The following is an 11,740-nucleotide window of genomic DNA, read 5'->3' as shown; positions in this document are numbered from 1 at the left end:
GCTGTCCTCATCTTTCCATTGGTGTCATCCGCGCGGCTCACTCTTGTCCGCGCCGCCGGCAAGCGTGCCTTCCAAGACGACCTCCTGTGGAAAATGCCGCAAGACGCTGTCGGTTGGATTGGGAGCGGCTTGACCGAGTCCGCATATCGAGGCATCGCGCATGATCCGGGTCAGCCCGGCGATGTGCGTTGCATCCCACGCTGGCGAAGCCATCGCCGCAAGCATCTGGTGGGTGCCTTCGCGGCACGGGGTGCACTGGCCACAGCTCTCGTGGGCAAAAAACTGCATCAAGTTGGTGGCTGCCTCGCGTGCCTTGTCAACATGGCCCTCCCGCTGTCCCAGAACGATGAGCGCCATCGAGCCGATGAAGCAACCTTCGGCGTCAAGGGTGCCGAAGTCCAGGGGCAGATCCGCCTGATTCGCGTTGAGGATGCCCCCTGATGCGCCGCCCGGCAATACGCCATAGAGCGACCAGCCCGGAGCCATTCCCCCGGCATGCTCCTCGATCAGTTCGCGCGCGGTGATGCCGGCTGGCACCAGGTAGACGCCAGGTCTGGCCACGCGCCCAGACACGGTGAAGCGTCGCACGCCTTTGCGTCCGCGCCGGCCCAGTGCGGCCCACGCTTGACCGCCACCCTGCACGATATCGCGAACCCACCAGAGGGTCTCCACGTTATGCTCCAACGTCGGCCTGCCAAACAACCCGCTGATGGCCACGATGGGCGGCTTCAGGCGTGGCATGCCACGTTTGCCTTCAAGGGACTCAATCAACGCGGACTCCTCGCCGCAGATATAGGCGCCCGCGCCGCGGCGTAGCGCCACCCGCGGCGGTCGCGCACGCACCTCGGCGTCCGCTCCCGGTTCATCATCCTCAGGGCCACCGACGTCCACGCCGCCATAGCGCACGAGCCCCGCTTCATGCAGGGCCTGCAGTTCGCGGTGCAGCAAGGCGCTCTCGGCTGCGTATTCGTCACGCAGATAAATCCAAATCCTGCCGGCAGCCACGGCCCACGCCGCAACAAGCATGCCTTCGAGCACGCGGTGGGGGTCCGTACGCAGAATGTGGCCGTCCTTGCAGGTGCCGACTTCGCCTTCGTCTGCATTGAGTACGATCAGACGCGGGCCCGGTTGCTGGGCCAGCGTGCGCCATTTGCGCACGGATGGAAAGCCGGCGCCGCCCAGCCCGCGCAAGTCCGCGGCTTCAAGTTGTGCCATGATTGCTTCCGGCGCGCGCGCCGCGGCATGACACTCCTCGAGGAGGCGGTAACCGCCCCCGGCACGATACGCGGCGTAGTCCACGGCAGCTGCAGGCGGCTTGGCCGGAGCAGACGCCTGGGGCAGTGCGGCAATCACCGCCTCGGGCGTGGCGTTGCCGAGCGCGTGGCGCCCCACAAGCACACCTGGCGCCTGGGTGCACAGACCCATGCACGACGCGCCTTCAACTGCGACATCGGCACCGCAGCGGTGTTGCAGCGCGTGGAGCAAGGCATCCGCGCCGGCGAGTGCGCAACTCAGATTGGTACACACGCGCACGGTCGCCCGTGGCGCGGGCTCATCCTCGCGCAACAGGCGCAAGTGGTGGTAGAAACTTGCCACCTCATACACCTCGCTGGTGGACAGGCGCAACGTCTCGGCCAAGGCTGCAAGACGCGACGGGCGCAGCCCGCCCTCGGCGTCCACCAGGCGGTGCAGGTGCTCGATCAGCAAGTCAGGACGTGACGCCAAGTCGCCGCTGGCCGCCTTGACAGCTTGCCGAGCCTCGGGGCTGACGAGACCACCGCGCGGAGTCACGCGCATGAAACGCACGGGCTGCGCGCGCGCGGCGCTTTGCTCCGACTCGACCGCTCGAGGAGTGTTTGTGGGCGCTGGGGTGGGCATGGGAGAGTCTTGTGAAGTGACGAGGCCGGCGTCAATGCCGGCCTCGTTATGCATGGAATGAGGAGCCGGGAAAGGGAGACCGACTCTCGAACCTTACTTCAAAAAAGGACTGCGGCCTTCTGCAGGGCGATATAGACACCGATGAGGAAGGGGATGCCGATGGCAGCCCAGGCCAGAACCCCGGTGAGCCCGAACGGGCCGCGCGCTGCATGCGCGGGATCACCCGCGGTGCGATCCTCGTGCTGAAGAGCCCGTTCACGCGCGAGTTGTTCGGCCGTCATGTTGTGCTTGGCGTCGACCGGGCGCACCAGGAGGTTGAGGACAAGCCCCGCGAGGAGCAGACCCGCCAGGATGTACAGGGTTCGGTCATACACGAGGTTGTGCGCCACCCCGGCGTTGATCTGCGTCTGCCGAATGGCTGCAATCAGGAAGGGTCCGACGATGCCCGCCACTGACCACGCGGTCAGCAGCCGCCCGTGAATCGCCCCGACCATCTGGGTGCCAAAAATGTCAGCAAGATAAGCCGGCACCGTCGAGAAGCCTCCGCCGTACATCGTCAGAATCAGGCACACGCCAATGACGAACAGACCTGCCATGCCCAAATGTCCCAGCGTGGGAAGGCTGATGTACAGCGCCATGCCCAGGATAAAGAACACGGAGTACGTCATCTTGCGGCCGATATGGTCCGAAATGCTGGCCCAAAACAGCCGCCCAAGACTGTTGAACAGACTGATCAAGCCCACGAGCCCGGCCGCGGACGCCGCAACAGCCGCCTTTTGCGCCGTGGTCAGCGCCGTGAGCGAATCCAGCCCAATCAGGTGCCCACCGAACACATCCTGCAGCATGGGACTGGCCATGGAAATCACGCCAATCCCGGCTGTCACGTTCAGGCACAGCACACCCCAGATCAACCAGAACTGGGGCGTCTTCCAGGCCACATCCAGATGCACATGATGGGGGGTAATCATCGCCTTTCTGGAGCCGCTCGACGCCGCGTCCCATCCCGTCGGCTTCCAGCCGCTGGGGGGAATGCGAATGCCGAATGCACCAGCCGACATCACGATGAAATACAAAATACCCATGACGATCAGGGTCGTGGCCACGCCTTGCGAGCTGTCGCCGCCGCCAAAATGCTTCATCAGTGCCACAGCAATCGGCGCTCCGATCATTGCGCCCCCGCCGTAGCCCATGATGGCAAAGCCCGTGGCCATCCCCCGACGGTCCGGAAACCACTTGATCAGCGTCGACACCGGGCTGATGTAGCCCAGTCCCTGCCCAACCCCGCCAATGATCCCGCAGCCCAGCCACAGCAACCAGAGCTGGTGCGTGGACACGCCAATGCCACCAAGGACAAGTCCACCACCCCAACACAATGCGGCGATGAACCCGGCCTTGCGGGGACCGGCGTGCTCCAGCCAGCCACCCCACAGTGCCGCAGCAATGCCGAGGACGGCGATGAACATCTCGAAGGTGTGCGTGACTGAAGGCACGGTCCAGTTACAGGTCGTGCTGAACATCTCGGCCATCAGCCCTTGCGCCTTGCACGTCGCCTCGTCCGTGTTTGACAACAGTTTGGTCATCGGAAGCCAAAACACGGAAAAGCCATACGCCATGCCGATGCACAAATGGATGGCAAGAGCCGCGGGCGGCACCAGCCAGCGGTTGAATCGTGCACCGGCAACGGTGCGTTCGCGGTCAAGTAACCCGCTCGCCGGCATAGGCCTTGCTAGGGATTCAGACATCGTGTCTCCTCATGGGTCCGATTGTTTTCTAGACCCCCGACATGGGGGGCCTGAGCATTTATACCGGAATTTGATGAACAAAATCCATATGGAGATCCCTGTTCCGGTCACGATTCTTTCCGAAGACTTATGCAATTTTTCCGAACATTCGGCGCGCAATGGGCCGAGAATGGCAAACAGGCGCTTCGCAAACGCGCGCGGCGACCGGTTCCGAAGTGCGCGGTGCTAATTGCCATCAGCGTTCCCGAGTGGTGCGGGCTGCGGCCAGCAGCGCCTCGACGCCGACTGGGCGCGGTTCGCGCGCCACGGTGATCAACCCGGTTTCCCACGTCACCGTTGGCTCGACCAGGCGCACGACTTTCACACCTTTGGGGGTGCCCACGACGTCCAGCACACTGCCGGGAAGGATGGCGCACCAAGGCCCACTCCCAACGTGCGCCAGCATGCTGACAATGGAGTTCGTCTCCAGGCTGGGCTGCGGACGCGCTCCCAGCGCGTCGAAGACACGGTCGATGGTCTTGCGGTTTTGCATGTCGGGCGTCAGCAGACAAAGCGGCAGCTGCCCAGCCTCACTCCAGCTCATGGTGTCGCGCAGCGAGGCTGCGATGCGCTGACCCGCAATCAGCACGTGCCGCTCCTGCCAAAGCGGCATGAAATCCAGACCCTCCACGTTACTGGACTCGGTGTAGACAATCCCCCCATCCAGCTCAAAGGCCTGCACCCCACGCAGGATCGCCCCGGTATTGAGCGAGAGGATCTCCAGCCTGAGCTGCGGATGCCGCTGCGCGAGGGCCACCGAGAGCCCCGCCACAACGGTCAGCGCAGTGGGAATCACCCCAAGCGAGAGCCGCCCGCTCAGCCCACCACCCATCTTGCTGAGGTGCAACCGAAAATCCGCCTCCACTGCGCTCATGCGACGGGCATAGTCCACCACCGACAGGCCTTCAGCCGTGAAGCCCGAGAACGTGCGCCCACGCTCAACAATGGCCACCCCCAACTCGCTCTCCAGATCGCGAACGGCCGCCGAAAGCGTCGACGGCGAGACATGGCAGCTTGCGGCAGCGCGTCCAAAGTGACGGCTTTGCGCCAAGGCCAGGAGGTAGCGGTATTTGCGTGCAAGCATGGAATGGCGGGAAGCAGCGTTGCTCGGGAACGTCAGCGTCATGGTCACCCGCGCCTGCTGGCGACACCCATGGGCCCCCAGCCAAGCGCGCATTGGTCCCGACGGTGACCAATCAATCGTTTTTGTAGTTCATCATATTTCTTTTCATTAGTTTTTATTGTTTATTTAGTCTAGCATCCCTCATCATCAGTTCAATTCGGAAAACCGTCTCATGCACCGATTTCTTCCCCTGCAGGCGCTTGCGCATCCTCGAGAACTCATCAGGCAGTTCACACCCAATTGGTTCACGTTGAACATGGGTACGGGCATCGTCTTCACCTTGCTGGCCCAGTTTCCCCTGGACTTTCCCGGGCGCATGCTGCTCGTGTACGCCCTCTTCTGGGCCGACGCCGCCATTTTCATCTTCTTCTTCATGCTGTTTGCCACGCGCTGGATATTTTTCCGGCACTATGCGCTGCCCCTTTTGCGCCACCCGGTGCAGTCCATGTTCCTCGGAGCCCTGCCCATGGCACTGATTCCGCTGGTCAATGGTCTCGCGACGATGTTTCCCCAATGGCCCTGGGCACCGCAAGCGGCTGTCCAGCTCTGGTGGCTGGACGTCGTCCTGAGCCTTGCCGTGGGTTGGCTGGTTCCGTTGATGATGTTCTGCGCACAAGAGCACGGCTTGGACCGCATGACGGGCGTATGGCTCCTGCCTATCGTGCCCGCTGAAGTCGCGGCCTCCAGTGCCGGCCTGCTGGCCAATCACCTGCCTTTGCCACAGGCTCGGGACCTGATTGTCGCCGGCTATGCCCTGTGGGGGATGTCCGTGCCGCTCGCACTGGGCATTCTCACCTTGCTCTACTTCCGCTTGGCGGTGCACAAGCTTCCACCGCAGGAGATGGCCGTGTCGACCTGGTTAAGTCTTGGTCCTCTTGGGACCGGCGCGCTCGCATTGCAAACGCTGGGCGTCGCTGCCGAACGCGCCCTCGTCGGCACGCCGCTCGCACCTCTGGCATCGCTTGCCGAGCCCCTGGGCGTGGTCGGCGCTCTGGTCCTGTGGGGGTTCGGCCTTTGGTGGCTGCTCACCGCAGCGTTACTGACCGCCGTGCAGGCACGGCGGGGTTTGCCCTTCAATCTGGGATGGTGGGGGTTCACCTTCCCCGTCGGTGTCTTCATCGCGGCCACCTACGGCCTGGGTGTGCACACAGGCTTGCGCGGATTCACAGTGTTCGCCGCTGCCCTCACCGCAGCCCTTCTCGGCATCTGGCTGGTGGTAGCCGCACGCAGCCTGCATGGCCTGTGGCATGGACACCTCGTTCACGCTCCATGCCTGGCAGATCGGTCCGCGGCAGTCGCCCTCTGAGGTGCCCGCGGGCAGCGCACCGCCCGCAAAGGATCACGACACGCACCGCAAAGCCCTGCCGAGACACGCGGCATCGCCGCATGCCAGTGTCCCGGTTTCGTGATCCTTGGCGGCCGCGTCAGTCCAGCAAATCGAAACCAACCTGCTCAACCACCAGGAACGCACGCGTGAATTCGGCCACCTTGCGGTAAAAGTCAGCCGCTGGATGGTCAACGATGGCGTCGCACATGCGCAAGGCCCAGGGCTCGATATGCCTCTGGAACAGCTCACGCTGGTGCGCGAGATCCTGACGACCCGGGATGTTGCCCGTGCTCAGAAACCACATGATCTCGGCGAGGATCGCGAAGTGGTCCTCGCTCTCACCCACGTCCTGCCGCCGGGTAAGGCCGAGCGTCTGCAGGTCGCTGCGCAGCCGCGCAAGCGGCTTTTCGTGGAGGGCGCCTGCCAGGTAATACGAACCGTAGACATACACCGACGGGCGACCGATGCCACCGAAAAGCGTTTCAAATTCCTCGCGCGCCGTCTCCTGGCTCACAAGGCCAGCCTTGTTGGCAAGCGCGTCCCAAGCAGCCTGCAGCGCGCTGGGCTCGCCACTGCGCGCCTGCACCTCCACCCCTCCGGCCAGATGGCGCAACAGCACCGCATCGGGCGGCGCGATGTACAGGCGTGCGAGCACGTTCCACACCTTGGCGCGATCCGCGTCCTCGGGGCTGGACGCGTCAGCCAGCGCGGGCATGACCGCAGAGGGGGCGGAGGGCATGGGCAATCTCAATGCGAATGGTCGTCGATGGTGGGGCCGGCAGCGGTGTGCATGTCGATCACGCGGCAGTCACCGCACATTTTCAGGCGCTCGGCAGCTGCGCCGGAAAACGCGGGATGCCCTGCGAGCTTGACCAGCATCTGCTCGATTGCCTGCACAGTGCCGAAAGGAGCGCCACAGCGTATGCACCGCCAGGGCTGGGCCGCATGCAAGGAGCGCGGCTCGCCGCGCTGCGACCCCCATAGCAGGCGGGGTTCAAGACGGATGGCGTCTTCGGGGCAGGTCTTGACGCAAAGGCCGCACTGCACGCAATTCTTCTCGATGAAGCGCAGCTGCGGTGCCTGAGGATTATCAAGGAGCGCCCCTTCGGGGCAGGCACCGACACAGCTCAAACAAAGGGTGCAGCGCGCGGTATCGACGCGAACGGACCCGAACGGGGAAAACGCTCCGTGCGGCAGCGCTATCGGCTGCTCACCGCGCCCCACGGCCTGCACCGGGGCATGGCGTAAAAGGTGATCGAGCGCGAGCTCCAGTGTCGCCCGCTTTTGCGCCAGGGCTGCAAATCCGGCAACGGCTTCGGGCACCGGACCTTGCGGGCGCGAGGCCCCTAATAGCGCGTCAAGCTCAAGGGGATCGTGTGTCTGCAACAAAGCCAGGCGCGTTCCGGCATAACCCATGCCATGCAAAAGGGTCTGGCCGAGGGCGAGTTGGCTGCGCAGGGTATCGAGATAGGCGGGCGCCTCCTCGCTGCTCGCAAGCACGAGGATTTCAGCCGCCCCCCAGGCAACCGCCGCCAACCATAGATCCAGGCCAACCGAGGCAACATGCCACAACGCAACGGGCACGACATGCGCAGGCACGCCCTGGACATCGCCATTGGCTGCTGCCAGGCGACCGAGCTCAGCCAGGAGTCGCGCACCCTGCGCCTGACTGTGCAACAGCAGTGCCGGGCGTTCGAGCCCGGCGCGCCGAGCCGTCGAGAGCAGAACCTTGAGCCGCGCACCCATGTCGGCGGGGCGCGGCCACTCGAATGCGAGTGCGCCCGACGGGCACACCGTGGCGCAGGCACCGCAGCCCACGCACAAATGTGGCTCAACCTCGATCTGGTTGAGGAAGCGGGATGTCTTCTCACGTGGTAAATGGACCGAGTTGACCGGCTGTGGCGGCTGGTCTGCGCGCAAGCGGGCGCGACTGGTGATCGCCTCGGCTGAGCATACGTCCACACAGGCATTACACCCCAGCAGCCCATTGCGCGTGTGGGCGCAAAGCTTGGGTTCATAGTGGACAAAGCGCGGTTTCTCGAACCTGCCGACGTGGTCGCGCAGCTCGCCCACGGCGCGCGCAAGCTCCAGTGGATCGCTACCCGGCGCGTAGTAGCCCTGTGGAACCTGATGCAGACGGATCGCCGGCCGGGGCTGAAGATCAAGCACCAGGTCGAACGTGTCGATGTGGGCTTGAGGCGGCCGCTCGAAATTGATCGCGCCAATGGCACCGCAGGCGCGTACGCAGTCCCGTTGATCTGTACAACGCGTCAGATCGATCTGGTAATCCAAGCCGATCGCCCCCTGCGGACAGGCCTTGATGCACGCGCTACAGCGCGTGCATATATCCAGATCAATGGGATTCGAACTCTGCCATTCCACCTGAAAGGCGCCAAGCCACCCCCGCACGGCGTGCACGCATCCAGCATGCAAAACCTGCCCACGCTCCAGCGGCAAGCCGCCGAAGCGCCCCTTGCCACGGGCTGCTCCCGTGTCCAGCAACGTGAGACGAAGCGCGTTGGACAGCAAACTCACGGCAAGGCTGAGCGATTCGGCGTCGCCAATCACGAGACAGTGGCCTTGGCTCGAGTAACTGACTGTGGGCACCGGCTCGGGCTCGCCAAGCCTGGCCGCGGCCAGCAGTGCAGCGATCTTCGGGCCGGCAGCGTGAGCCTGTCGGCTCCAGCCTGCCGTTTCGCGAATGTTGACGAAACGCATGGGGCGCACATCGGGCGGCGCAACGCCGCTGGTCTGCGCGGCGACCGCAGTGAACAACCGTGCCTCCTGCGTGCAGGCCACGATTAAGGGTTCCGCACCGCGCGCAGCACCCTGGAATTGCGTGATTTCGCGTCGACAGAGCTGGCTGTGCGGGGTCAGGGACTCCCCGATGGCACCCGACAGTGCAGCGAAGTCCAGCGGCATGCTGTGGTTGCAATCACAGACCAGGGTTTTCATGCGTGCGGTGCCTCGGGATGCTCAAGCAGCGGCTCTGACACCGACTGCTCCAAAGCGCGTGCGGGCCCTGCACCCGGCACCGAGCCATCGTTGGCGGCGGGCGCCTGCGTGGTCACGCTCCCATGTTGCTCGCAAGCCTCCTGTGCAGGACCAGTCGCAGGCGGCTCCTCATCTGGCTGAGCGACCACGACCCCGGATGCAGCGTGGCGAAGGCGATCCAGCATGCTCACAGGCACCGGACTGGCGACGTTATAGTCGTCAATATAGGTGTCGAGCCCATCCATCACATTAAATCGCGGATCCTGAAAGATCTTGCGCAGGGCCGCGCAGCGTACCGATTCATCAACCTCACGCGCAATGAAACGCCGCAGGTCGGCGCTGTGATCGAGCGACTCCAGCTCTTGCATTGTTGGCGCTTCTCGCACCGCAGCTTCGCCCACAGCCTGCGCTTCGGCAGCAGCGGGAGGCGACGGATGGACGGGCGCGGCGCCGGTTGCGCGCGTCGCGCCATCGTCCATGCGCCGCGATTGCGCCTGCAGTTTGCGACGCGACCAACGTGCGAGAACGCCCGCGGCATGACCAACGCCCTCACGGTCTGGGGGTTTCATGTGTGGATCCTTTTGCGTCCCGCAGCCCTCGCGTCCATGTCGCCGGCGCGATTGTCTGAAGTGCCGGCCGTGGGCTGCGGTTGATGCCCATTCTCGGCTGCTGCCTGCGCAAGCGTGGCGTCGCGCTCCTGTGGCGCAAGGAAGCTTTGCGGCCGTACACGCCTTCGCGGCTCCGGCCTGTAAGCCATGGCGGTGAACGCCGCCAGCCAGTTTGCCACTGCTCCAGGCAGCGGCACGATTTCCACCGTTTCGCCCGCGTCCATCCAGCGGGCTGCCTCGTTGTACGACAGCGTGATGGCCTGCACCGCAGGCAATCCACCGGGTTGAACGCGTGGATCATCGCAATCGGGATCGGCGGGCCCCGTCCACCAGACGAACCACGATGGACTGGGCGAAGTAAGGTTGAGGTGGTAGCCCTCACCCTCGTCACGGTGAAGTTCAAGGCCGTAGCTGCCAAACAGCCACTGCGAACTGGCCGCGTTCCAGACAAGGCAGCGAGGCATCGGTCCTTCGTCATTGGCCTGCAACACATCACGCACGCTCCAGCTCCAGCGCTGCCACGCGCTGTGCAGGCGATCGCGTTGCAGGATGACTGCCAGACGCAGTTCACCCGTTGGGCCGGGGAGCGTTGGGGCGTTCATGCGAGCAAAGGCTGCGGCCTTGGAATCGGCTCGGGGATGAAACGATCCGGCGCGGTGTATTGGAGAAAGTGCCGGTTGGCGCAGCGCGCAAACAACGCGATTCCAAGACGCGCGGCAATGTCGTAGCCCATTTGCGTCACCCCCGAACGCGACACGAGGATCGTCACGCCCATGAGCGCGCACTTGATGACCATCTCGGAAGTGAGCCGGCCGGTGGTGTAAAAAACCTTGCCGGCGCCCGCCACGCCGTGCAACCACATCCAGCCCGAGATGGCGTCCACCGCATTATGGCGGCCGACGTCCTCGGTGAACATCAAGAGCTCGCCACCTGCAAACAAGGCACAGCCATGCACGGAGCCAGCAGTCTTGTAGATGCTGTCGCGCATCCGCATGACCTCCAGCAGGCTGTAGAGCTCGCCTTGCCGAAGACGTGTGTCCGGATCGAGCGCAAGGGTATCCACCTCGTCCATCAGGCTGGCGTACACGGTGCCCTGGCCACAACCGGTTGTCACAACCCGCTTGGCAGCATTGCGCCGCTCCAGACCGGCGATGCCACCACGGCTGGTGATGGAACAGGCCTCGACGTCCCAATCGACTTGCACGGAGGCAATTTCGGCAAGGGAGCGCACGAGGCGCTGGTTCCGCAGGTAGCCGAGCGCCAACAGCTCGGGGGCAGCGCCTACGGTCATGAGCGTGACGATCTCGACCTTGTCCAAATAGAGCGTCAGAGGCCGCTCTGCCGGGATGTGCACTTGTTGGCATTCACCGTACTCGTTGCGCACTTCGACTCCCCGCGTGAGGTCGACGCGGGCGTCACTCAGCAGCGGACCCTGAGAGGGCCTCGCCCGTTCGACAGCGGGTGAAGGCGAGGTGATCGATGGCGTGGGCATGGTCAAGGCAACGAACTGGGTGGTCGGGCAGGGGTTTGGCGGCGCATGATGACGCCGTCGTCTTTTCTCTTTATAAGCGACAGAGCCTACGCCTGCACGACCGTGCCGGCGCAGACCCTGCTCGACATAGCCCTAATGTGCTCTCCACCTCCGAATCCGTCTTCGCCACGTCCTGACGTCCCGCCCTGCTCAACCGCCTAGTTCGATCCTTTTGCTGATGCCGCAGGCCGACCGGCGGACGCGGAGGTGTCTGCCGAGACCGCGGTAAACGGGCCGGGATCGACACATGGCGGGGTGTCCACCGGTGGCGCGGTCGGCTTGCCCTGTTCCTTGGCCTGCGCGTAGTAAAAGCTCGCCACCTTGTTCTGCGCCTCGCACAGCTGGTAGGCCGCGACCTTGTCGCTCCATTTCGCCTTGGCTGCAGCTTCATCCGCCTTGGCTTTCATCGCGGCGCTCGGCGGCGGCAGTTCAGACCAGGCCGGGCTGCCCAGTCCCAGCAGGCTAACGGCCACCATGAGATTGGCACGCTTCATGAAG

Annotated in this window: 10 protein-coding genes; 1 reads left to right on the top strand and 9 read right to left on the bottom strand. The window is 64.3% G+C overall.

The window, feature by feature from the left end; genetic code table 11:
• Window positions 1–24 precede the first annotated feature (24 nt).
• The 3 genes from CD04_RS0120300 to CD04_RS0120290 all read right to left on the bottom strand — a co-directional run bounded on the left by CD04_RS0120300 (window position 25) and on the right by CD04_RS0120290 (window position 4,785).
• Window positions 25–1,797 (bottom strand): NADH-ubiquinone oxidoreductase-F iron-sulfur binding region domain-containing protein, encoded by a 1,773-nt coding sequence (locus CD04_RS0120300; RefSeq protein WP_369792872.1) that lies wholly within the window; start codon window positions 1,795–1,797, stop codon window positions 25–27.
• A 179-nt stretch (window positions 1,798–1,976) separates the two neighbouring features.
• Window positions 1,977–3,620, bottom strand: coding sequence for an OFA family MFS transporter (locus CD04_RS0120295; RefSeq protein ID WP_031410150.1), 1,644 nt, complete (start codon window positions 3,618–3,620; stop codon window positions 1,977–1,979).
• Window positions 3,621–3,855: 235 nt separating this feature from the next.
• Entirely contained in the window at window positions 3,856–4,785 is a 930-nt protein-coding gene (locus tag CD04_RS0120290) for a LysR family transcriptional regulator (RefSeq protein WP_197033176.1), read from the bottom strand.
• 169 nt (window positions 4,786–4,954) lie between these two features.
• On the opposite strand from CD04_RS0120290, the gene CD04_RS0120285 reads away from it, so the two are divergent.
• A complete protein-coding gene (locus CD04_RS0120285) occupies window positions 4,955–6,088 on the top strand; it encodes a TDT family transporter (protein ID WP_031410147.1) in 1,134 nt (377 codons plus the stop codon).
• 118 nt (window positions 6,089–6,206) lie between these two features.
• Here CD04_RS0120285 and CD04_RS0120280 read toward each other — a convergent pair whose 3' ends face one another.
• The 6 genes from CD04_RS0120280 to CD04_RS0120255 form a co-directional block, all read right to left on the bottom strand.
• Window positions 6,207–6,848, bottom strand: coding sequence for a molecular chaperone (locus CD04_RS0120280; RefSeq protein WP_051849473.1), 642 nt, complete (start codon window positions 6,846–6,848; stop codon window positions 6,207–6,209).
• Between the two features lie 8 nt (window positions 6,849–6,856).
• On the bottom strand, window positions 6,857–9,064 hold the full coding sequence (locus CD04_RS0120275) for a 4Fe-4S dicluster domain-containing protein (protein WP_031410142.1): 2,208 nt from the start codon (window positions 9,062–9,064) through the stop codon (window positions 6,857–6,859).
• The gene (locus CD04_RS0120270; protein WP_051849472.1) at window positions 9,061–9,672 is read right to left on the bottom strand and encodes a DUF3306 domain-containing protein; all 612 of its coding nucleotides are present in this window, start codon (window positions 9,670–9,672) and stop codon (window positions 9,061–9,063) included. The genes CD04_RS0120275 and CD04_RS0120270 overlap by 4 nt, the downstream gene beginning before the upstream one ends.
• Window positions 9,669–10,313: a DUF3305 domain-containing protein gene (locus CD04_RS0120265; protein WP_081858108.1), complete on the bottom strand. Its 645-nt coding sequence runs from the start codon at window positions 10,311–10,313 to the stop codon at window positions 9,669–9,671. The genes CD04_RS0120270 and CD04_RS0120265 overlap by 4 nt, the downstream gene beginning before the upstream one ends.
• Window positions 10,310–11,203, bottom strand: a complete 894-nt coding sequence (locus CD04_RS0120260) for a formate dehydrogenase accessory sulfurtransferase FdhD (protein ID WP_081858107.1) — start codon at window positions 11,201–11,203, stop codon at window positions 10,310–10,312. Before CD04_RS0120260 ends, CD04_RS0120265 begins: the two co-directional genes overlap by 4 nt.
• A 197-nt stretch (window positions 11,204–11,400) precedes the next feature.
• On the bottom strand, window positions 11,401–11,736 hold the full coding sequence (locus CD04_RS0120255; RefSeq protein WP_031410134.1) for a hypothetical protein: 336 nt from the start codon (window positions 11,734–11,736) through the stop codon (window positions 11,401–11,403).
• Window positions 11,737–11,740: the final 4 nt, after the last annotated feature.

Origin of the sequence: Thiomonas sp. FB-Cd (assembly GCF_000733775.1) — a bacterium.
GTDB lineage: Bacteria > Pseudomonadota > Gammaproteobacteria > Burkholderiales > Burkholderiaceae_C > Thiomonas_A.
This window is presented reverse-complemented; position numbering and strand designations above follow the sequence as displayed.

Bases quoted from the DNA above. Each gene is read 5' to 3' on its own strand.
- CD04_RS0120285 (WP_031410147.1), top strand. From the start codon at position 4,955: ATGCACCGATTTCTTCCCCTGCAGGCGCTTGCGCATCCTCGAGAACTC.
- CD04_RS0120280 (WP_051849473.1), bottom strand. From the start codon at position 6,848: ATGCCCTCCGCCCCCTCTGCGGTCATGCCCGCGCTGGCTGACGCGTCC.
- CD04_RS0120255 (WP_031410134.1), bottom strand. From the start codon at position 11,736: ATGAAGCGTGCCAATCTCATGGTGGCCGTTAGCCTGCTGGGACTGGGC.
- CD04_RS0120265 (WP_081858108.1), bottom strand. From the start codon at position 10,313: ATGAACGCCCCAACGCTCCCCGGCCCAACGGGTGAACTGCGTCTGGCA.
- CD04_RS0120295 (WP_031410150.1), bottom strand. From the start codon at position 3,620: ATGTCTGAATCCCTAGCAAGGCCTATGCCGGCGAGCGGGTTACTTGAC.
- CD04_RS0120290 (WP_197033176.1), bottom strand. From the start codon at position 4,785: ATGACGCTGACGTTCCCGAGCAACGCTGCTTCCCGCCATTCCATGCTT.
- CD04_RS0120270 (WP_051849472.1), bottom strand. From the start codon at position 9,672: ATGAAACCCCCAGACCGTGAGGGCGTTGGTCATGCCGCGGGCGTTCTC.
- CD04_RS0120260 (WP_081858107.1), bottom strand. From the start codon at position 11,203: ATGCCCACGCCATCGATCACCTCGCCTTCACCCGCTGTCGAACGGGCG.
- CD04_RS0120275 (WP_031410142.1), bottom strand. From the start codon at position 9,064: ATGAAAACCCTGGTCTGTGATTGCAACCACAGCATGCCGCTGGACTTC.
- CD04_RS0120300 (WP_369792872.1), bottom strand. From the start codon at position 1,797: ATGCGCGTGACTCCGCGCGGTGGTCTCGTCAGCCCCGAGGCTCGGCAA.